21 protein-coding genes are annotated in these 20,763 nt (G+C 63.9%); 6 read left to right on the top strand and 15 right to left on the bottom strand.

Features of this window, described 5'->3' with window-relative positions; translation table 11 throughout:
* Positions 1-9 precede the first annotated feature (9 nt).
* Complete coding sequence (gene hemB, locus M2395_RS24975) at positions 10-1,023, bottom strand: porphobilinogen synthase (protein WP_053154458.1); 1,014 nt, start codon at positions 1,021-1,023, stop codon at positions 10-12.
* A gap of 207 nt (positions 1,024-1,230) precedes the next feature.
* On the opposite strand from hemB, the gene M2395_RS24980 reads away from it, so the two are divergent.
* Positions 1,231-1,845, top strand: coding sequence for a DedA family protein (locus tag M2395_RS24980; protein ID WP_011064160.1), 615 nt, complete (start codon positions 1,231-1,233; stop codon positions 1,843-1,845).
* Here the strand turns inward: M2395_RS24980 and M2395_RS24985 are convergent.
* Positions 1,826-3,061, bottom strand: a complete 1,236-nt coding sequence (locus M2395_RS24985) for a sterol desaturase family protein (RefSeq protein ID WP_123431101.1) — start codon at positions 3,059-3,061, stop codon at positions 1,826-1,828. The genes M2395_RS24980 and M2395_RS24985 overlap by 20 nt on opposite strands.
* Positions 3,062-3,174: 113 nt before the next feature.
* On the opposite strand from M2395_RS24985, the gene elbB reads away from it, so the two are divergent.
* Positions 3,175-3,843, top strand: coding sequence for an isoprenoid biosynthesis glyoxalase ElbB (gene elbB, locus M2395_RS24990; protein ID WP_015637442.1), 669 nt, complete (start codon positions 3,175-3,177; stop codon positions 3,841-3,843).
* Between the two features lie 18 nt (positions 3,844-3,861).
* On the opposite strand, the gene M2395_RS24995 is transcribed toward elbB, so the two are convergent.
* On the bottom strand, positions 3,862-4,317 hold the full coding sequence (locus tag M2395_RS24995; RefSeq protein ID WP_015637443.1) for a YaiI/YqxD family protein: 456 nt from the start codon (positions 4,315-4,317) through the stop codon (positions 3,862-3,864).
* 79 nt (positions 4,318-4,396) lie between these two features.
* Entirely contained in the window at positions 4,397-6,295 is a 1,899-nt protein-coding gene (locus M2395_RS25000; protein ID WP_011064163.1) for a cytochrome c/FTR1 family iron permease, read from the bottom strand.
* A 147-nt stretch (positions 6,296-6,442) separates the two neighbouring features.
* On the opposite strand from M2395_RS25000, the gene M2395_RS25005 reads away from it, so the two are divergent.
* Entirely contained in the window at positions 6,443-6,565 is a 123-nt protein-coding gene (locus tag M2395_RS25005) for a hypothetical protein (RefSeq protein WP_015637444.1), read from the top strand.
* A gap of 57 nt (positions 6,566-6,622) precedes the next feature.
* Here the strand turns inward: M2395_RS25005 and M2395_RS25010 are convergent, their stop codons facing one another.
* The 3 genes from M2395_RS25010 to M2395_RS25020 all read right to left on the bottom strand — a co-directional run bounded on the left by M2395_RS25010 (position 6,623) and on the right by M2395_RS25020 (position 9,855).
* Positions 6,623-7,255 (bottom strand): LysE family transporter, encoded by a 633-nt coding sequence (locus tag M2395_RS25010; protein ID WP_011064164.1) that lies wholly within the window; start codon positions 7,253-7,255, stop codon positions 6,623-6,625.
* A 108-nt stretch (positions 7,256-7,363) separates the two neighbouring features.
* Complete coding sequence (locus M2395_RS25015) at positions 7,364-7,945, bottom strand: mechanosensitive ion channel family protein (RefSeq protein WP_011064165.1); 582 nt, start codon at positions 7,943-7,945, stop codon at positions 7,364-7,366.
* Complete coding sequence (locus tag M2395_RS25020) at positions 7,945-9,855, bottom strand: ATP-binding cassette domain-containing protein (protein ID WP_011064166.1); 1,911 nt, start codon at positions 9,853-9,855, stop codon at positions 7,945-7,947. The genes M2395_RS25015 and M2395_RS25020 overlap by 1 nt, the downstream gene beginning before the upstream one ends.
* Positions 9,856-9,905: 50 nt before the next feature.
* On the opposite strand from M2395_RS25020, the gene M2395_RS25025 reads away from it, so the two are divergent.
* A complete protein-coding gene (locus tag M2395_RS25025) occupies positions 9,906-10,370 on the top strand; it encodes a TIGR02444 family protein (RefSeq protein ID WP_011064167.1) in 465 nt (154 codons plus the stop codon).
* On the opposite strand, the gene M2395_RS25030 is transcribed toward M2395_RS25025, so the two are convergent.
* Positions 10,367-11,491, bottom strand: a complete 1,125-nt coding sequence (locus tag M2395_RS25030) for an AlgP family protein (RefSeq protein WP_081007171.1) — start codon at positions 11,489-11,491, stop codon at positions 10,367-10,369. The genes M2395_RS25025 and M2395_RS25030 overlap by 4 nt on opposite strands.
* Before the next feature lie 193 nt (positions 11,492-11,684).
* Here M2395_RS25030 and M2395_RS25035 point away from each other — a divergent pair, with 193 nt between their 5' ends.
* Positions 11,685-12,350 (top strand): FKBP-type peptidyl-prolyl cis-trans isomerase, encoded by a 666-nt coding sequence (locus M2395_RS25035; RefSeq protein WP_015637447.1) that lies wholly within the window; start codon positions 11,685-11,687, stop codon positions 12,348-12,350.
* 60 nt (positions 12,351-12,410) lie between these two features.
* Here the strand turns inward: M2395_RS25035 and M2395_RS25040 are convergent, their stop codons facing one another.
* The 7 genes from M2395_RS25040 to M2395_RS25070 form a co-directional block, all read right to left on the bottom strand.
* The gene (locus M2395_RS25040; protein ID WP_011064170.1) at positions 12,411-12,869 is read right to left on the bottom strand and encodes an Rsd/AlgQ family anti-sigma factor; all 459 of its coding nucleotides are present in this window, start codon (positions 12,867-12,869) and stop codon (positions 12,411-12,413) included.
* Between the two features lie 207 nt (positions 12,870-13,076).
* Positions 13,077-13,598 (bottom strand): disulfide bond formation protein B, encoded by a 522-nt coding sequence (locus M2395_RS25045; protein ID WP_123431102.1) that lies wholly within the window; start codon positions 13,596-13,598, stop codon positions 13,077-13,079.
* A gap of 153 nt (positions 13,599-13,751) precedes the next feature.
* Entirely contained in the window at positions 13,752-14,990 is a 1,239-nt protein-coding gene (locus M2395_RS25050) for a heme biosynthesis protein HemY (RefSeq protein WP_011064172.1), read from the bottom strand.
* Positions 14,987-16,126 carry a uroporphyrinogen-III C-methyltransferase gene (locus M2395_RS25055; protein WP_011064173.1) on the bottom strand — a complete coding sequence of 380 codons (1,140 nt, stop codon included), beginning with the start codon at positions 16,124-16,126 and terminating at the stop codon, positions 14,987-14,989. The genes M2395_RS25050 and M2395_RS25055 overlap by 4 nt, the downstream gene beginning before the upstream one ends.
* Positions 16,127-16,143: 17 nt before the next feature.
* Positions 16,144-16,911: a uroporphyrinogen-III synthase gene (locus M2395_RS25060; RefSeq protein ID WP_011064174.1), complete on the bottom strand. Its 768-nt coding sequence runs from the start codon at positions 16,909-16,911 to the stop codon at positions 16,144-16,146.
* Positions 16,908-17,849, bottom strand: a complete 942-nt coding sequence (gene hemC, locus M2395_RS25065) for a hydroxymethylbilane synthase (protein WP_011064175.1) — start codon at positions 17,847-17,849, stop codon at positions 16,908-16,910. Before hemC ends, M2395_RS25060 begins: the two co-directional genes overlap by 4 nt.
* Positions 17,850-17,975: 126 nt before the next feature.
* On the bottom strand, positions 17,976-18,722 hold the full coding sequence (locus M2395_RS25070) for a LytTR family DNA-binding domain-containing protein (RefSeq protein ID WP_011064176.1): 747 nt from the start codon (positions 18,720-18,722) through the stop codon (positions 17,976-17,978).
* Positions 18,723-19,348: 626 nt separating this feature from the next.
* On the opposite strand from M2395_RS25070, the gene argH reads away from it, so the two are divergent.
* Entirely contained in the window at positions 19,349-20,743 is a 1,395-nt protein-coding gene (gene argH / locus M2395_RS25075) for an argininosuccinate lyase (protein ID WP_041120368.1), read from the top strand.
* Positions 20,744-20,763: the final 20 nt, after the last annotated feature.

The raw sequence follows: 20,763 nt of genomic DNA on the forward strand, positions 1-20,763 counted from the left end.
CTGGGAGGGCTATTTTTGCTCTCGTAACAATTGAGCAGCACGAACGGCAAAGTAAGTCAGGATGCCATCGGCACCTGCACGTTTAAAAGCGGTCAGGGATTCAAGAATAACCCCCTCACCCAACCAACCATTCTGGATTGCTGCCATGTGCATGGCGTATTCGCCGCTGACCTGATAGACAAAGGTCGGCACCTTGAATTCATCTTTGACCCGCCAGAGGATGTCCAGGTACGGCATGCCCGGCTTGACCATGACCATGTCCGCGCCTTCGGCGAGATCCGCCGCCACTTCATGCAGGGCTTCCTGGCCGTTGGCCGGGTCCATCTGGTACGAGGCCTTGTCGGCCTTGCCCAGGTTCAACGCCGAGCCCACCGCATCGCGGAAGGGGCCGTAGTAGGCGCTGGCGTACTTGGCCGAGTAAGCCATGATGCGCACGTTGGCATGCCCAGCCAGTTCCAGGGCCTCGCGGATCGCCTGGACCCGCCCGTCCATCATGTCCGACGGTGCCACCACCTGGGCGCCGGCCTCGGCATGGGACAGGGCCTGGCGCACCAGGGCGTCGACGGTGATGTCGTTCTGCACATAACCCTGTTCGTCGAGGATGCCGTCCTGGCCATGGGTAGTGAACGGGTCAAGGGCAACGTCGGTGATCACCCCCAGGGCCGGAAAGCGTTCGCGCAGGGCGCGGGTGGCACGCTGGGCGATGCCGTCGGGGTTCCAGGCCTCGGCCGCATCCAGGGACTTGAGCGCCCCGGGCGTCACCGGAAACAGTGCCAGTGCCGGAATTCCCAGTTCGACCCAGCTCGCCGCCTCTTCCAGCAGCAGGTCGATGGTCAGGCGCTCGACCCCGGGCATCGAAGCCACCGCCTCGCGGCGATTCTCACCCTCGAGCACGAACACCGGCAGGATCAGGTCATCCACGCTCAGGCGGTTTTCCCGCACCAGACGGCGGGAAAAGTCATCGCGACGGTTGCGCCGCAGACGAGTGGCTGGAAACAGACGGTTGGCGGGGGTAAAGCTCACGGCGGACTCCAGGGCTCGCGCTGGCGGACGAGCGGGACAGTTATAAGCGGGCATTATGACGAACAGATGACAGTTGTGCTCAAGCTGTTGACCGGCAGCAACACTCATTGTCATTGGCCGGATTGTTCACGTCGAGACACATTTCGATACTTTCCCGAACGTCGTCGAAGGGGTAGGCTGCGCGTTCATTTCGCCAGCATCCAGACAATGCTCCAACAATTTCTTCAGGATTTCGGCTACTTCGCCCTCTTTCTCGGCACGTTTTTCGAAGGCGAAACCATTCTGGTTCTTGCCGGATTTCTCGCGTTCCGCGGATACATGGATATCAACCTGGTGATGGTGGTTGCCTTCTTCGGCAGCTACGCCGGTGACCAGCTGTGGTACTTCCTGGGGCGCAAGCATGGCCGCAAGCTGCTGGCGCGCAAACCGCGCTGGCAAATGATGGGTGACCGGGCGCTGGAGCATATCCGCAAGCACCCGGATATCTGGGTACTGAGCTTTCGCTTCGTCTACGGGCTGCGCACCGTGATGCCGGTGGCCATTGGCCTGTCCGGCTATCCGCCGGGCCGCTACCTGCTGCTCAACGGTATCGGCGCAGCGATCTGGGCCATAGCCCTGGCCCAGGCGGCCTACCATTTCGGCGCAGTCATGGAAGGCATGCTCGGCAGCATCAAGAAGTACGAGCTGTGGGTGCTGGGCGCCCTGCTGGTCCTGGGCTTCGGCCTGTGGCTGCGCCGGCGCTTCAAGAACGCACGCCTGGCCAAGCAGATCTACGAAGCCGAACAGGCCTCCGCCCGGGAACCTAAGACGCCAGCCGAGTGACACGCGAGCCGCAGCCATAAAGCCCGCAGACACTCAGCAGGCTGTGGCTGCCCAGCGCCACCCAGGCCAGGGGGCTGGCCGGCCACAGACCGACCAGCGGCGCCAGCCAAACCAGGGGCAGATTCAGCAGCAGCCGCGCCCCTTCCAGTTTCAGGCTCCAGGGCCGATCCTCCAGAGCCGCGCCCAGTACGAACAGACCCATGGCCATCGCGCCCCCGCCCAGCAGCAGTGCCTGGACCGACAGGCTGCTCTGGGCATTCATCAGGTAGCTGCCCAGGGCTACATACACCGCGAACTGCAGCACCACGTACACCTGACGCCGCACATCCAGGGCCACCTCGAATTTGCGAAACTGGCTCAGCTCCGGCTTGGCCAGGGGATAACGGGCCTGCACATCCGCCGGGCGCCAGCCGGTGCGCATGAACCAGATCCGCAGCTTGTCCCGCACATGCTCGGTGCGCCGGGCATCATTCCAGAGCTGGGAATAGAACTGCAGATTGGCCCACAGCGGGTTCCAACTGGCCGGCGGGGTCGTCACGCCGAACACCACGGGCTCGTTGTCGTCCTCTTCCTGGTAGGTGCCGAACAGCCGGTCCCAGAGAATGAACACCCCGCCGTAGTTGCGATCCATATAAAGAGCGTTCTGCGCGTGATGGGCCCGGTGATTGGAGGGGGTCACGAAGAACCATTCATACCAGCCCAGCTTGCCGATGTGCCGGGTATGCACCCAGAACTGATACAGCAGATTGAGGGCTGCCACCGTGACGAACACCACCAGCGGCACCCCGAGTACCGCCAGGGGCAGGTAGAAGATCCAGCTCAACAGGAAGCCGGTGCTGGTCTGGCGCAGAGCCGTGGAGAGGTTGTAGTCCTCGCTCTGGTGGTGCACCGAGTGAGCGGCCCAGAGGATATTGCGTTCATGACCGCAGCGATGCAGCCAGTAGTAGCAGAAGTCGTACAGGACAAAGGCCCCGATCCACACCCAGAGGCTGTGCGCCGGCAGCTCGAACAGCCCCCAGTGCTGGAGGGCGAAGGTATAAGTGACCAGGCCCAGCCCCTTGGTCAGCAGGCCCGTGGTGGTGGACAACACGCCGGTGCTGATGCTATTGACCGCATCGGCAACCCGGTAGTTATTCACTCCCCGCCAGCGATCGGCCAACAATTCAGCAACAATCAACACAAAGAAAAACGGCACCGCATAGAGGATGAGGTTCATGGCGCGACCCGATCGAAATCGATAACCAAGATTAGGTCCGACGACTCCATCCCCCTATGGCCAGGTGTGACAAACAGGCGGACATTTAGCGCCATGAATCTGGAGAAAAACCCATGAGCAAAAAAGTTGCAGTGATCCTTTCCGGTTGCGGCGTGTTCGACGGCGCCGAAATCCACGAAAGCGTGATCACCCTGCTGCGCCTCGACCAACGCGGCGCCCAGGTGCAGTGCTTCGCCCCGAACATCCCCCAGATGCATGTGCTCAACCACCTGACCGGCGAAACCATGGCCGAGACCCGCAACGTGCTGGTGGAATCGGCGCGCATCGCCCGGGGTGAGGTCAAGGACCTGCGCGAAGCCCGCGTCGAAGACTTCGATGCGCTGATCATTCCCGGTGGCTTCGGGGCAGCCAAGAACCTCTCCAGCTTCGCCACCGAAGGCGCTGCCTGCACAGTCCAGGCCGACGTCCTGGCCCTGGCCGAAGCCTTTGCCGAAGCCGGCAAGCCGGTGGGCCTGATGTGCATCGCCCCGGCCATGGCCGCGAAGATCTACGGCCCCGGCGTGACCTGCACCATCGGCAACGATGCCGACACCGCAGCCGCCCTGGGCAAGATGGGCGCCACCCACGCCGAATGCGCAGTGGGCGAGATCATCGAAGACAAGGCGCGCAAACTGGTGAGCACCCCCGCCTACATGCTGGCGAAATCCATCAGCGAAGCGGCCTCGGGCATCAACAAACTGGTGGACCGGGTGCTGGAGCTGACCCACGAAGGCGACAAGTGAGCCTCTAGCGAGCGCCCCTCAGGCCTGGCGCGCCAAGCGCGTCAGGATGCGGTCCAGGGCGTTGGCGAAGGCCTGTTTTTCCCGGTCGCCATAGGGCGCTTGCCCACCACTGACCTGCCCCTGTTCACGCAGGTCGGTAAACAGGTTGCGTACCGCCAGCCGCTCGCCCATGTTCTGTGCGTCGAACTCCTTGCCCCGCGGGTCCAGGGCCGCCACGCCCTTTTTCACCAGGCGGTCGGCCAGCGGCACGTCACTGCAGATCACCAGTTCACCGGGCACTGCGTGCTCCACCAGGTAATCGTCGGCGGCATCCGGGCCGCTGGGCACCACGATCAGCCTGACGCAGGCGAAGGCCGGCTTGATCTGCGCCTGTCCGGCCACCAGCACCACTTCGAACTGGCGCTTCAGGGCGAAGCGCACTACTTGATCCTTGGCCGCCTTGGGGCAGGCATCGGCATCGATCCAGACACGCATTGAATGTTCTCCCTCCAGAATGCAGAACGGGCAAGCCGCCCCTTCAGGAGCGGGCTTGCCCGCAATCAACTACGCCGGCTCAGGAAGCCTGCACGCGGCGCTTCTCACTCATGCGACTGCGGCTGTAGAGCACCACGATCGCCAGGATCGCCACCGCCTGGGCACCCAGCGAGTAGGCGTCGGCATGAATACCCAGCCAGTCGAAGTCGAAGAACGGCACTGGCCGCGTACCGAAGATACCCGCTTCCTGCAACGCCTTGACGCCGTGCCCGGCGAACACCACCGACAAGGCGCAGAGCAGTGCCGCGTTGATGCCGAAGAACAGCGCCAGGGGCAGCTTGGCCGAGCCCCGCAGGATCACCCAGGCCAGCCCCACCAGCAGCACCAGGGCGGTGGCGCCACCGGCCAGTACCGCGTTGTGCCCGGCAGGGCCGGCCTGCAGCCACAGGGTTTCGTAGAACAGGATCACTTCGAACAGCTCGCGATAGACCGAGAAGAACGCCAGCACCGCAAAGCCGAATCGCCCGCCGCCGCCCACCAGGCTGCTCTTGATGTAGTCCTGCCAGGCCGCCGCATGCCGGCGGTCATGCATCCACACCCCGAGCCACAGCACCATGACACTGGCGAACAGCGCGGTGGCGCCTTCGAGCAGTTCACGCTGGGAACCGCTGACATCGATCACGTAGGCCGCCAAGGCCCAGGTACCCAGGCCGGCCAGCAAGGCCAGTCCCCAGCCGACGTTGACACTGCGCACCGCCGATTGCTGGCCGGTGTTACGCAGGAAGGCGAGGATGGCCGCCAGCACCAGGATCGCTTCCAGGCCTTCGCGCAGCAGGATCAGCAGGCCGGAAATAAAACTCAGAGACCAGCTCAGGCTGTCGCCGCCCAGAAGCTCGGCGGACTCCTTGAGCTTGGCCTTGGCCGCGTCCAGACGCTGTTCGGCCTGGGCCACCGGCAAACCGTCCTGCAACGACTGCCGGTAGGCCATCAGGGCCTTTTCGGTGTCTTTGCGGACGTTGGCATCGACGTTGTCCAGGGAGCTTTCTACCAGCTCGAAACCTTCCAGGTACGCCGCTACCGACAGATCGTAGGCCTGTTCGTGATCACCGCTGCGATAGGCCGCCAGGCTCTTGTCCAGGGTCGATGCGGTGTAGTCCAGCAACTGCGCCGGCCCCCGCTTGACCTGAGGCGGCTGGGCCCGCTGGGCGCGGAAAGTCGCGGCTGCCTGAGGGCCCTGGGCGGCCAGTACTTCACCCGGTGTCTGCCGGGCCAGGTCGGCCAGATTGAAGCTCTGCTCGCCCTTGGCGGCCGCAGGGTCGGCGCTGAAACTGGCGATGTAGGTGGCCAGGTCCCAACGCTGGCGATCATCCAGTTGATCAGCGAAGGACGGCATGTCGGTGCCTTCCACGCCCAACCCCAGGGTGTTGTAGATGGCATACAGGCTCAGGCGGTCGAGACGTTCGACATCCCGCAGGTTGGCCGGTGGTGGGGTCATGCCCACGCCCGCCGGACCATCGCCGGCGCCCTGCTCGCCATGGCATACCGAGCAGTGCTGGGCGTACAACGGCGCGCCACGGGTCGGATCCGGGGTGATGATCGGCGCCTGGCTGACCTCATAGGCTACCGCCAGCCGAGCCCCCATCTGCCGCGCCTGGCGAGCTACCTGATTGCCATCGACGCGGTCATCCACCGCTTTGCGCAGGCTGACAACGCCTTGCTCCAGTTCAGCCTTTTCCGGTTTGGCCGGCAGATCGGCGATCAACCCCTGCAGGACGCCGAGAAACTCCACCTGCTCACGGTACTCGGACTCGTCAATGACCTTGCCCCCCTCGACCGTGGCGGGATAGTCCGCGCCAATGTAATCCAGCAAATGCAGGGCCTTGGGCGCGCCGTCGACGGTATCGGCCAGCAGGTTGAAGCTGAAAAGCGCCAGCACCGGCAACACTAGCAACGCCAGTAAACGGGAAGGGGCAATCATGAATAAATCTCAAAGGGAAATAAGAAGTAACATATTGTTCCCTCCCAACGAGTTTCACTCAAGGCTTATCAGCCCCGCTGAAACATCTTCGCTCACAGGCCACCAGCCCCACGCCCAGCTAGCACCCGCTCTCCTTGCTTGTGCAAAGTGTCCAAGCCCCTGGGCGAAGACGTCACCCGGCAGTTGGGTCGTGACAGCTGCGAGCAACCGCGCCAAGCGCCGATGCACAACAACCAGCCGCCGGACACGGCGCCAGTGATCCTGCGCTAAACCGCACGCAAACGAAAAAGGCGACCCGGTGGGTCGCCTTTTCTTGTTCCTGCAAACCTAGGCCGCCGCTTTGCGGATAGTTGCCAGAAAACCCGCAGCGCCGAGGAACAGGCCGGCGAAGGTGCGGTTCATCCGCCGCTGCTGGACCGGGGTGCGCAACAGGCGCAGGACCTTGGACGCCAGCCCCGTATAGCCGGCCATGACGATCAGGTCGACCACGATCATGGTGGCGCCGAGAATCAGGTACTGCTTGACCAGGGGGGCATGGGGGTCGATGAACTGCGGCAACACCGCCAGCATGAACACCAGCGCCTTGGGGTTGCTGATGTTTACCAGGAAACCGCGAAACACCAGGGCCAGGGGTTTGCCGATGGGGCGAATGGCGGCGTCATCACTGAGGTCGCTGGGCAGCGCGCGCCACTGCTTGACCGCCAGGTACACCAGGTAGGCGACACCGAACCACTTGATGGCATAGAAGGCAGTGGCAGAGGCCGCGAGAATGGCCCCGACACCGGCCGCGACAATGGCAATCTGCATGGCCAGGCCCAGTTGCAGCCCCAGGGCGTTCCAGTAGCCGCGCCAGAAACCGTATTGCAGGCCGCAGGACATCGACGCAATGGCGCCGGCGCCCGGAGAAAGACTGATTACCCAACTGGCGGCAAAGAACGCCAGCCATGTCTCAAGCACCATCGCACACCTCGGATCGAATTGGTCGTGACTGCCTAAGCTAATCCTCCGCTTGGCGGCTGACCATATTTTTTTCGCCCAAAGGTGATGCAACGGCTACAGAGGAAGGGGTTACTTTTCGCCGCTGCCCACGGGCAGCACATCAGTGCCACGCCAGCGGCGCACCGAGCGCTGGAAGAACAGGCTGTTGGGCACCTGGACCATGGCGCTGCCGGTGCCGGCTTCCTCGGCTTCGATCAGGGTGGTGTACAGCAGGTTGATCGCCACGACCCGGCCCTTGACCCCAGGCTTGTCGACGGTGTCCACCAGCTCCACCACGTCACCCAGGCGGAACGGACCAACCGTGAAGATCAGGATCGCGCAGAGCAGGTTGGAGAGCACGCTCCACATGGCGAAGAAGGCCACCGCCGCCACGGCGACGAAGCCTGAAAGGGCGGTCCACAGCACCGTGGCGGAAACCCCCAGCCGCTCCAGCACGAAGATCACCGCGCTGCCCATGATCAGCCAGCGCAGGCCGCCCCGCAGGGGCATCAGCAACTGCGGCGGGAACGGGTAGCGCTCGCCCAGGCGGGTCAGGCCACGGGCCACGAAGCGCTGGGCCAGGTAGCCCGCCAGGAGGATCAGCAGGATCTGCACGCCAATCCACAACGGGCCGATCCACTGGGCCGGCAACGGTAATTGCAGCGCCTCCATCAGGACAGCGCCTCCAGCTCGGCCTGCATGCTTTCCAGCAGTTCCAGGGCCTCCATCCAGGCTTCTTCCAGCTCGGACTCACGGGTCTTGAGCTTGGCCTGCTCGGCCAGCAGATCCCGCAACTCATCCTTGCGCGCAGCCTCGTACAAACCGCTGTCGCCCAGGCTGGCCTCGATCTTGGCCAGGCGCTCATGCACCTTGCCCAACTCGGCTTCCAGCTTGTCGGCCTCGCGCTTGTGCGGTGCCAGTTGCTGACGCAACGCCGCGGCGGCCTGGCGCTGGGCCTTCTTGTCGGTCTTGTCCGGGTTCACCGGTGTGTTGCTGACCGGGGCATTGCGCTGGCGGTAATCCACCAGCCAACGGGTGTAGTCGTCCAGGTCGCCGTCGAACTCTTCGACCTTGCCGTCGGCCACCAGGAAGAAGTTGTCGGTGGTGCTCTTGAGCAGATGGCGATCGTGGGAGACCACCAGCACCGCACCACTGAACTCTTGCAGGGCCATGGTCAGGGCCAGGCGCATCTCCAGGTCCAGGTGGTTGGTGGGTTCGTCGAGCAGCAACAGGTTGGGCCGCTCCCAGGCGATCAGGGCCAGGGCCAAACGGGCTTTTTCACCGCCGGAGAAGTTCAGCACCGGCTCGTCGATCCGTGCGCCGCGGAAGTCGAAACCGCCGAGGAAGTCGCGCAGGGTCTGCTCGCGCTCGGTGGGCGCCAGGCGCTGCAGATGCAGCAAGGGGCTGGCCTTGGAGTCCAGGGAATCGAGCTGATGCTGGGCGAAGTAACCGACAACGGTGTTCTCGCCCCGGGTCAGGCGCCCGGACAGCGGCTGGAGTTCGCCGGAGAGGTTCTTGATCAGGGTCGACTTGCCGGCGCCGTTGGGCCCCAGCAGGCCGATCCGCGCGCCCGGAGTCAGCTGCAGCTTGACCTTCTCCAGGACCGCACGCTCGCCATAGCCCAGGCGGGCATCGGAGAGGTCGATCAGCGGGCTGGAGATCTTCGTCGACTCACGGAAGGTGAAATCGAAGGGCGAATCGACGTGTGCCGCCGACAGCTCCTCCATGCGCTCCAGGGCCTTGATCCGGCTCTGTGCCTGCCGGGCCTTGGTGGCCTGGGCCTTGAAGCGGGCGATGTAGCTTTCCATGTGCGCGCGCTGCGCCTGCTGCTTCTCGTAGGCTTGCTGCTGCTGGGCCAGACGCTCGGCACGGGCGCGTTCGAAGGCGCTGTAGCCACCGCGATAGAGGGTGATCTTGCGCTGGTCGACGTGGGCCACGTGATCGACCACGGCATCAAGGAAGTCCCGGTCGTGAGAGATCAGGAGCAAGGTGCCGGGGTAACCCTTGAGCCACTCTTCGAGCCAGATGATGGCGTCGAGATCCAAGTGGTTGGTAGGTTCGTCGAGCAGCAGCAGGTCCGAGGGACACATCAGCGCCTGCGCCAGGTTCAGGCGCATCCGCCAGCCCCCGGAGAAGTCGCCGACCTGACGGTCCATCTGCTCGTTGGTGAAACCCAGGCCAGCCAGCAGCTTGCGCGCCCGCGCGTCGGCGGTGTAACCGTCGGCGCTGTCCAGCTCGGCATGCAAGCGCGCTTGCGCGGCGCCGTCCTGGGCCGCTTCTGCAGCGGCCAGGTCACGCTGCACCTGGCGCAGGCGCAAGTCGCCGTCGAGCACATAGTCCACCGCCAGGCGCTCGAGGGTATCGACCTCCTGGCGCATGTGGGCGATGCGCCAGTCGGCCGGCAGGAAGCAGTCACCCGAGTCCGGGTGCAGCTCACCGCGCAGCAAGGCAAAGAGGCTGGATTTGCCGGCGCCGTTGGCACCGATCAGGCCGGCTTTCTGGCCGGCGTGCAGGGTTAGCTCGGCGTCTTCTAGCAGACGTTGCGGGCCACGCTGTAAAGTCAGGTTCTGAAGTCGAATCATAATGGCGGCGGAGTCTACCAGCTTCGTTAGCAACTGGCGCGAGTAGCAATATGTCCCCTGACCTGTGGAGCTTTGCCCTGAAGACCTACGCCCTGCCCGGTGTGCAGGAGGCCTGCCTGCAGCTGCAGGATGGCGGGGCCAATGTCTGTCTGCTGCTCTGTGGCGCCTGGCTTGGCCAAAGGGGGGTCGACTGCGATAAGCAGCGCCTGCAAGCGCTCGAAGAGTTGGCTGCGCCCTGGTATCAGGAGGTGGTCGAACCCCTGCGCAAACTGCGGATTGAGTGGCGAGCCGCCGCGGCCAGCGACGTGCAACTGAGCACCTTGCGCGAACAACTCAAGGCCCTGGAGCTGGATGCCGAACGGCAGTTGCTGCTGCGTCTGCAGGAAGGGGCACGAAAGTGGCCCGAAGCTCAGGCCCGGAGCCTGAATGACTGGCTGGAAGGACTGGCGGCCGAAGCCGCCGTCCGGAACCGCAATGCGCTGCAGGTACTGCGCATCGCGGTGGCCGGCGCTTAGGAAGCGCTGGAAGGGTTGCTGGCTGGAGCCGACGCAGGAACAGCAGGTGCACTTGCAGCTGGTGCCGGAGAGGCAGCCGGAGCAGGAGTTGCAGGCTTGGCCGCTGCGGGCGCGGGAGCTGCAGGTTTGGCAACTGGAGCAGTTGGCTTGGCTACAGCAGGCTTGGCGGCTGCGGGCTTGGCAGCAGGCTTTTTCGCGGCCGGCTTGGCAGCGGGTTTTGCTGCGGGTTTGGCGGCAGCAGGCTTGGCGGCAGGCTTGGCCGCCGATGCCGCGGCTGGCTTGGCAGCTGCAGGTTTGCTCGCGGGTTTGGCCGGAGCTTTTGCAGCGGCGGGTTTCGCTGCTGGTTTAGCGGCCGGTTTGGCGGCAGCCGGTTTAGCCGCAGCGGTCTTGGTGGCAGCAGGTTTCGCTGCTGGCTTGGCGGCTACGGGCTTGGCGGCAGGTTTAGCAGCTGGCTTGGCCGCAGCGGCTTTGGTCGCAGGCTTCGCAGCGGGCTTGGCGGCTGGCTTGGCAGCTACCGGTTTGGCAGCCGCCGCTTTGCCGGCAACAGGCTTGGCCGCTGGTTTGGCAGCAGGCTTGGCGGCTGCGGTTTTGGCCGCGGCGGGCTTGGCTGCACTGGCAGCAACAGGCTTTTTCGCCGCCGGCTTGGCAACAGGTTTGGCCGGTGCCTTGGCAGCAGGCTTGGCCGCTGGTTTTTTAGCTGCTACCGCTGCCGGCTTGGCATCACGAGAGCTCAATGCCTTGCCTACCGCTTCCTTCACACGACCCACGCCTTGAGCCAGTTTCAGGCTTTCCTGGGCATCGCGCTTGAGTTGCAGAATGTAGCTGCGGGTTTGTGCCTGACGCTCTTTCAGGGCGTCCAGCAAGTCTTCGAGTTCCTTGACCGCGGTCTTCGCCTTGGCTTGTGCCTTGGCCTTGCCGGCCGCCGCAGCGTCCTGCAGTTTGGTGCGCGATTTGTGCAGTTTTTCCTGCGCCTTGCCCCGTTGTTTTTCCAGCTTGGCGAGCAGTTTTTCAGCATCAGCCAAGGCTTGGGAACAAGCGTTTTCCAAATGTTCGAGCAAGCTGCCCGACAGCTGTTGGAGCAAATGCAACGGAGTATTTACAGGCTTCTTATTGGCCGACATGGTTTACCTCCTGGCTGACGTGAGTTGCGGCTCATACTAGACCTCTGCTGCTACCGCCGCTAGGGCATGTTGACAGTATCGAAAGCCTGGCGTTGCAGCCGAACGAAAATGTTCTTCGCCCCCATCGAAGTTGCTCACCAACGAGCGCTTTGTCGCTGGCATAATCCACCGCAACTCAGGCCGGAGAGTGCCCATGTCGCGTTACCTGTTTTTATCCTTGAGCCTGTTCTTGCCACTGGCTCAGGCGGCTGCCGAAGCACCATCCAACAACGCTCACGATCTTGCCTACAGCCTGGGGGCAAGCCTCGGTGAGCGCCTGCGCGATGAGGTGCCCGACCTGCAGATCCAGGCCCTGGTCGAAGGCTTGAGGGCCGCCTATCAAGGCAAGCCTCTGGCGCTGAAAAGCGAACGCATCGAACAGATCCTTGCCGAGCACGACGCACAGATCAGCGAACAGTCGGCCAAGTCTCAGACAGAGATCGCGCTGAAAAACGAACAGCGCTTTCTCGATGAAGAAAAGGCCAAGCCCGGGGTCCGCCAACTGGCAGACGGCATCCTGCTGACCGAGTTGAGCCCTGGCAGCGGCAACAAGGCCAGCCCCAACGGCTCGGTCCAGGTGCGCTACACCGGGCGCCTGCCAGACGGCACCGTGTTCGATCAGACCCAGCAGCCGCAATGGTTCCGCCTCGACAGCGTGATCGCCGGCTGGCGTAGCGCACTGTCGCAGATGCCCACCGGAGCCCGGTGGCGCCTGGTAATCCCGTCGAACCAGGCCTATGGCACCGAAGGCGCCGGGGACCTGATCGCGCCCTACACCCCACTGGTGTTCGACATCGAATTGCTCGGTGTCGCTGGCTGAAGCGCCACAACGAAAAACGGCACGCCGAGGCGTGCCGTTTTTCCTGGTAGGTTCCTGTTCTCAGGCCTGAGCCACAGCTTCCTGCTTGTGGGCGTTGTGCAGCACTTCGATCAGACAGTCTTCCAGCTCGAAGCGTTCGTGCAGCAGGCCACCGAGTTCCTTGAACTTCTGCGCCACGCACTGGCCGGCGTCGCACAGGTCATTGAACGCCAGGAGCTTTTCGGTGATCACGTCGATGCGTGGGTAGAGGGTGTCGGCCAACTCCAGCCCGCGCTTGTCGCCAAACGCCTTGGCTTCGCTGGTCAGCTGTTCGTAGATTTCAAAATGGCCGGCGGAAACGTAGTCCACCAGGATCCCGCAGAATTCCTGCAGCGGCTTCTTGCTCTCACTCAGTGCCTCGGGCTCCGCGCCCAGCGCATCATAGGCTCGAACCAGTTCGTGACGCTCCTGCAACCAGCGGTCGATCAGCAGATGCACTCCACCCCAGCGTTCCTGAGCATTCTGACAACTTTCGAGCATGGTGATCTCTCTTCCCTTATGGGTCATGCCGCTTGCCCGCCGCTCCTTTCTGGAGACTCTGGATCCGGTCAGGCACAACAGCATCGAGCAACATAATTCCAGTGACAGGTGCGGGCCAGATTATGCCCGCTCGACTACAGCATCAAGGTACGCAGGAGATAAAGTTCATACAAGCGTTTAATCCCCGCCCTCCTGCCAAACACTGACTCAGGGCAACGCCACGGCCTTGCGCACGCCCCGTAGCTGACGCCACAGGCGGTAGCCGCTAAAGATCAGCATGATCACGAAAAACAGCAGGCTCCACTCCGGCAAGCTCATGTCCAGCAGGGTCCAGGTGACCTCAGCGCAATCGGAGGTGCCCATGAAAGTCAGCTTCAACGCCTGCCACCAGGACAGCTGGCGGAGCATGAAGGACATGTCCGGCAGGCAGGCCAGCAACTGTTCGGAAGGAATGTTCTGCAACAGCACATGGCGTCCCGCGGTGACCACCCCCAGCAGGCCCAACAGCAGGTTGAGCCCCCAGTAGACCGCCCGCCCCACGCGCCCTGGCCCCTGGATCACGGCCAGCAGATTGCCCCCACCCAATGCCAGCAACAGCAGGCGCTGCACGCCCCACAGCGAACAGGACTCGAGGCCGCCACCCGTTTGCAGGTTGAACGCCGCCCACGAGGCCAAGGCCCCCACCAGGAACACCAGGGAGAACAGCAAGCGGGAGCCGGCCAGCGACATGAGATATCCGTAACGGGAGAAACAGGCAGCCACGGTAGAGAAAGCGCTCGCTGCTTTCAAGAAGCGCTATGTCGCAACCGATCGACAACAGCGCCGCAGGTACAGCAGCAAAAGGACCGGTTGCCTGAAACAGGCAACCGGCCCCGGGACACCTCAGGCCCGCACCGGGACCGGCAGCGGTGAGGCCAGTAGGCGCTCATCGAGCATGCCCAGACCTTCCTGGAACAGTTGGTTACTGCGCTCGGTATCCCCCAGCTGTGCCAACAGGCGCGCCAGCTCCGCACAGGCTTCGGGGTTGCGTTGCAAGCGCAGGCTGCTTTCCAGATAGTCCCGGGCCTTGCCCCACAAGCTGTTCTGCAGGCACAGGCGGCCCAGGGTCAGCAGCAGGCTCGGATCGTCCGCATGCTCTTTCAGCCAGTGCTCGGCAGTCTGCAACTGGCGCGACGGATCGCTGCCACGCACCAGGCCATAGAGCCGTGCCAGGTGGCTTTCGTACTTGCGTTTAATTGCCGTGCGCAGGGCCTCTTCCGCCTCGGCCCCCGCGCCCAGTTGACGCAGTTGTTCGGCATAGGCCAGCACCAACTGCGGCTCCTGGCGCTGTGCCGAGGTCAACTGTTGCCAGGCACGATTGAGAGATTGCAGGCCGGCAACCTCATCTTCTTCACGACGCGCGGCCAGGGACAGGTTTTCACCCCAGGCCCGACGTTCCAGTTCCTGCAGTTCGCTGGCCGGCAGCGCCTTGTCCTTGCGCAACTCGGGCAACAGACGGATCAGGGCCGACCAGTCGCCACGCTGCTGATGCAGGCGCTGCAACTGGCGCAGCACCTGGACACTATGGGGATGGCGCTCATGCATGGCCTGCAGGGTGCTCAGGGCTCCCTCGGTATCGCCGCGATCCGTCTGCAGTTGGGCGTGGCTCAGGGCCACGGCCAGCTCTGCCTGGGGCTGGCGGGTCAGCGCCCGCTCCAGCAACCGGTCGCATTCTTCATAGTGGCCCTGCTCGTTGGCCGCCCGGGCAGCGCCGAGGTAGTAGAGCAGCGGCTGGCGCTCGGCCTCGGCGGCACGCTGCAGGTGCTTTTGCGCGCTGGCCCAGCGCCCTTCGGCGAGGTCCATCTGGCCCTGCTCGATGGCGATCTGCACCCGGCGGCTGCGATTGCGCCGTGACCAGGGATTGACCACACCACCGGACACCATCACCAGCTCGATCAGCAGCTTGATGCCCCATACCACCAGCCAGACCAGCGCCACCAGGGCCAGGGTTGCCCACAGGCTCGATTCGTAACGGAAGTTGCTGTAGGCGATCAGTACGTACCCGGGATGCTCGGCAATGGCCAGACCCAGCAGGCCGATGGCCGCAATGACCAGCAGGACGATCACATAGGTACGCTTCATGGGCTCGTCTCCTGGGCGTTGTTCGCCGCAGGTTTGGCCAGAGGCTTGACCGACTCCTCGACATTCAGGTTACGCCGCTCCAGGTAGGCCTGGACCGTACTCAGGGTCTTGGCCAGGTCCGGGGTGACGACCGTCACCGGCTGCTTGCTCAGCTCGGCCAGGCGCTCGAGCATGATCTTGCTTTGCGGGTTGTCCTGATTGAAGTTGCCGGTGAGCACGTCGCGGGCTTCGGTCAACGCCTGGGTATAGACCGCGGCCTGGCCGTTCAGGGCAGCCCACTGCGCCTGCTCCAGCGCCAGGCTCAGGGCCAGGCGCACTTGGGTCAGGCCCTGACCGGCCAGCAAGGGGCGGATGTTCTTGTCGGCGTTGAAGTCAATGCGGAAATAGCGCGAGATCTGATCCCACCACTGGGCCCAGCGGCTGGCGCCGTCACCATCGGCTGTCAGGCCGAGCAGCGATTCACCGCGGTCCTTGTACTCCGGAGCCACGGCGCTCAGTTCCAGCACCTGGTCACGCAAGGCCCCCAGTTGCAGGAACAGCCCGGTGCGGTCCGGCTGCTCGGTGCTGCGCAGGGCCGCCAGGCTCTTGGCCAACTGCTCGCGGGCTGCGAAGGCTCCCGGATCGTTTTGTTCCCGCAGGATATCGTCGGCGCCCTGGACCAGGGCCCTAGCGCTGCTGATGTCCTGCAGCGCCGAAAGACGCAGGCTGGCCAGGCGCAACAGGTGCTCGGCTTCCGCCAAGCGCCAGTCCTTGCGGCTGGCGCCCAGTACGGTTTCCAGGCGCTGGTTCAGGCGCTGCTGGTCACCCTGCAACTGGGCCACCAGACGCCGCCGGTCTTCCAGCTCATCGGCCGCGGGCAGTTGTTCCAGGCGTTCGCTCAAGCGCTGTTCGCTGAGCTTGAGACTCTGGGCCTGATCCCCCAGGGCCTGCAACTGACTGAACTGCTGCTGGTTATTGGCTTGCAGGTGGCGCACCTGCCAGATCCCCCAGCCACCAACGGCGACGCCCGCCGCCCCCAGCAGCAGGGCCAGAATTGCCAACCCGTTGCCACGACGCTCAACGGTTGGTTTCGTGGGTTCAGCAGGTGTCTCGGGCACCGGCTGGGCTTCATCTTTAGGCAAGGCTGTTTCGCTCACGTATCCATCCTTTGCGTTTAGAGAACGGGCACGGGTTGCTCCCGTAACGCCGTTAGCAAAGCCGCGGCACTGGCGCCGCGACAATCCACAACTTTTTCCGCCCCTGCGGCGTGCGCCATGTCGGCGACCCGGGGGCTTGGAACAAACAACGGCATCTTCGCCAGTTGCGGCCAGGCGGGCCCCGCCAGCTGCCGCAAGTGGCTGAAACCTTGTCCACTGCTGACCACCAGCCCGTTCAAGCGTTCCACTTCAATCCGCTGGAGCAACGCGCCTTCGGCGTAGTGCGGCAGGCAGCGGCGGTAGAGTTCCAGATAATCGACACTAGCACCTAGGGCGCGCAAGCGCTCAGAGAGCAGCTCGCGCCCACCCTCCCCGCGCACGATCAACACCCGTGGATCAGGCCGGCGGATAGCCTCGCGCAATTGGGGAAGTTCAAGCAAGGCTTCACTGTCATCGCCCTGCTGGGGATAGGCCACTGGCAAGCCGGCATCCGCAAGGATCTGCGCGGTAGCGGCGCCTACGGTGAACCAGGCCTGGTCTGGTGGTTGCGGCCAATACTGGCGCAACAGCTCCAGGCCAAGATGCGCCGCCGGCTTGCTGACCACAATCACCGCACAGTACTGGTCGAATGCCAGCAGGGTAGCCCGCTGCGAGTCACTGACCGGCAACGCCTGGATTTCCAGCAATGGCAGGCTGCTGCTCAAGATCTCGGACTGCGCCAGGATCGCCGCCAGCGCGGCGCAGTCCTCGGCCGGCCGGGTCAGCAGCAGGCGCCAGCCAGTCACTCCTCGCCCGCCTCGCCGTAGACCGCGCGCAGAATGTCATCGGCGCCCTGGGCCAGCAGGGCATCCGCCACTTGCACACCCAGCTCGGCGGCCGATGCGCGAGGGCCACGAGCTTCGGCGCTGAGCAGCAGGCCGCCGCTAGGCTCGCCCACCAGGCCGCGCAGCCAGATCTGCTCGCCTTCCAGCACCGCATAGCAGGCAATTGGCACCTGGCAACCACCGTTGAGGTGCTTGTTCAGTGCGCGCTCGGCGGTTACCCGGCTGGCCGTGTCGGCGTGATGCAGGGGGGCCAGCAAGGCGTGGATTTCAATGTCGGCACTGCGGCACTCGATGCCGACGGCGCCCTGGCCACCGGCGGGCAGGCTGTCGTCGACACTGATGGAGGAGCTGATGCGATCCTCGAATCCGAGGCGGATCAAGCCAGCGGCCGCGAGGATGATGGCGTCGTATTCGCCAGCGTCCAGCTTGGCCAGACGGGTATTGACGTTGCCCCGCAGAAAACGGATCTGCAGGTCGGGGCGACGGGTCAGTAACTGAGCCTGACGGCGCAGGCTGGAGGTGCCCACCACGCTGCCTTCAGGCAACTCGTCGAGGCTGGCGTAGGTGTTGGAAACAAAGGCATCACGCGGATCTTCGCGCTCGCAGATGCAGAACAGACCCAGGCCTTCGGGGAAGTCCATGGGCACATCTTTCATCGAGTGCACGGCGATATCGGCCTGGTTTTCCAGCAGCGCGGTTTCCAGTTCCTTGACGAACAGACCCTTGCCACCGATTTTCGACAAGGGCGAGTCCAATAGTTTGTCGCCGCGGCTGACCATGGGCACCAGGGTCACGACAAGACCCGGATGGGCCTCTTGCAGACGGGCTTTGACGTATTCGGCCTGCCACAAGGCCAGAGCACTTTTGCGGGTAGCGATGCGGATTTCGCGAGAGGACATGGATCAATCCGTACTGAATAGATACGGCAGATAATAACAGCTCAACCAAATCAGCTTTGACTTGTATCAGAAACCTAGCCTCCTCCCGACGCCAGGCTTCACCCATTGCAGGGGTCAAACCCTGGCCTAGAGCTGTTGCATCATCTTGCGCACGCCCGCCACATGCCGCCGGCTGACAATCAGCGCATCGCCATTGAGGCCCTTGAGGTACAACTGGAAGTGCCCCAACGGTGTGCGCTGCAGACGCTCGATACGCTCGCGGGCCACCAGCGCATTGCGGTGGATACGCACAAAGCGGTCGCCGAATTCATCTTCCAGAGCCTTCAGGGGCTCATCCAGAAGCACCTCGCCGCCCTCGTGGCGCAGGGTCACGTATTTATGGTCGGCGATGAAATACACCACCTGGGCTAGGGGGATGAGCTCGATGCCTTTGCGCGTACGGGCGCTGATATGGCTGCGCGGGCCGTTACCGCTTTCGGCCGCGGGCCGGGTCAGTGCCGCCAGTTGTACACGGTTGGGCTTCTCGGCCTTTTTCAAGGCCTCCAGCAACAGCTCGGAGCGCACTGGCTTGACCAGGTGGACGACGCCGCTGGCATCGAAGGCCTCCAGGGCGAATTCGTCCGGCGCAGCGCAGAACACCAGCGCCGGAGGCGTCTCGCGCTCGCACAGCTTGCCGGCGACCTGCAGACCGTCCAGCCCTGGCATGCGGACGTCGAGCAAGACGATATCCGGCTTCAGGCTGTCGATCAGGCTCAACGCCTCTTCGCCATTGGTGGCGCTAGGCTCCAGGACACTGTATCCCTCGAGCTCACTGACCATCCGGCTCAGGCGCTCGCGGGCTAGGGGTTCGTCATCAACGATCAGGACATTCATATTGCGCTGGATTCCTGCGTGAGTCTCGCACAAGGATAGCGTAGACAGGTGGAGTGACGTCCGTCACCGCGATCCACGCTAAGACTAGTGCGAAGGCCAAAAAGTGCCGCAAGTCGGGCACCAATATTTGCCCGTGCCTGCCCGATACCGCTCAAGGTCGGCTGATGCGCGACGACGTCGCAGGGAATGCTGGTATTCAACACAAAGCCCCCCTCGTGATTGTGGTCGCCGCCCACCCTGCCCGCACCCGTCTCGTTTGGTGGACGGATTGCCTGGCCCTGCGCGGTGTGAACTTGCTGGAGGGGGCCACTGCGAACACGCGAGGGGTGTTACGCAATTGTGCCGGTCCTCCTGTCCAACTGTAGACGGTTGCCAAGACGATATTGCTCAATCGATAAATATCGTTTGACCGATATCACCTTCCGCACTCAAGGCGCTCACCTCGCAGGAAGCACCTTCGACTGCGCCGACCTCAGTCTCTGCGCCCCCGAGGCCGGCGACAAGCCGCCCAGGTGTCCGGCGCAGAAAAAAGCTGCCGACCAGCGCCAGCGACAGCCCGGGCAACCCTGTTATTATCGGCGCCTGTTTTTCACGCCATCTTCCTTCAGCAGATCACGAGCGAATTCATGAGCACTGACAAGACCAATCAGTCCTGGGGCGGCCGCTTCAGTGAACCCGTCGACGCCTTCGTCGCCCGCTTCACCGCCTCTGTCACTTTCGACCAGCGCCTGTATCGCCATGACATCATGGGCTCCATCGCCCACGCCACCATGCTGGCCAAGGTCGGCGTGCTCACTGATGCCGAGCGCGACAGCATCATCGACGGCCTGAAGACCATCCAGGGCGAGATCGAGGCTGGCCATTTCGACTGGCGCGTGGACCTCGAAGACGTGCACATGAACATCGAAGCACGCCTGACCGACCGCATCGGCATCACCGGCAAGAAGCTGCACACCGGCCGCAGCCGCAACGACCAGGTGGCCACCGACATCCGCCTGTGGCTGCGGGACGAGATCGACCTGATCCTCGGTGAAATCACCCGCCTGCAAAAAGGCCTGCTGGAGCTGGCCGAGCGTGAAGCCGAGAGCATCATGCCGGGCTTCACCCACTTGCAGACTGCCCAGCCGGTGACCTTCGGCCACCACATGCTGGCCTGGTTCGAGATGCTCAGCCGTGACTACGAGCGCCTGGTGGACTGCCGCAAGCGCACCAACCGAATGCCCCTGGGCAGCGCCGCGCTGGCCGGCACCACCTACCCGATCGACCGCGAGCTGACCTGCCAGTTGCTGGGCTTCGAAGCCGTGGGCGGCAACTCCCTGGACAGCGTTTCGGACCGGGACTTCGCCATTGAATTCTGCGCCGCCGCCAGCGTGGCAATGATGCACCTGTCGCGGTTTTCCGAAGAGCTGGTGCTGTGGACCAGCGCGCAATTCCAGTTCATCGACCTGCCGGACCGCTTCTGCACCGGCAGCTCGATCATGCCGCAAAAGAAAAACCCCGACGTGCCGGAACTGGTACGGGGCAAGAGCGGCCGGGTATTCGGCGCGCTGATGGGCCTATTGACCCTGATGAAAGGCCAGCCCCTGGCCTACAACAAGGACAACCAGGAAGACAAGGAACCACTGTTCGACGCCGCCGATACCCTGCGCGATTCGCTGCGGGCCTTCGCCGACATGATCCCGGCCATCAAGCCCAAGCACGCCATCATGCGCGAGGCGGCCCTGCGCGGGTTTTCCACCGCCACCGACCTGGCGGACTACCTGGTACGCCGTGGCCTGCCGTTCCGCGACTGTCACGAAATCGTCGGCCATGCTGTGAAGTACGGCGTGGAAACCGGCAAGGACCTGGCGGAAATGAGCCTGGAAGAGCTGCGCAAGTTCAGCGACCAGATAGAACAGGACGTGTTCGCCGTGCTGACCCTGGAAGGCTCGGTGAATGCCCGTAACCACATCGGCGGCACCGCACCGGCCCAGGTCCGGGCGGCAGTGGCCCGCGGCCAGGCCCTGCTGGCCAGCCGCTAAGCCCTTGCGAGCCTGCCCGC

Source organism: Pseudomonas sp. BIGb0176 (genome assembly GCF_024810175.1).
Taxonomy (GTDB): domain Bacteria; phylum Pseudomonadota; class Gammaproteobacteria; order Pseudomonadales; family Pseudomonadaceae; genus Aquipseudomonas; species Aquipseudomonas protegens.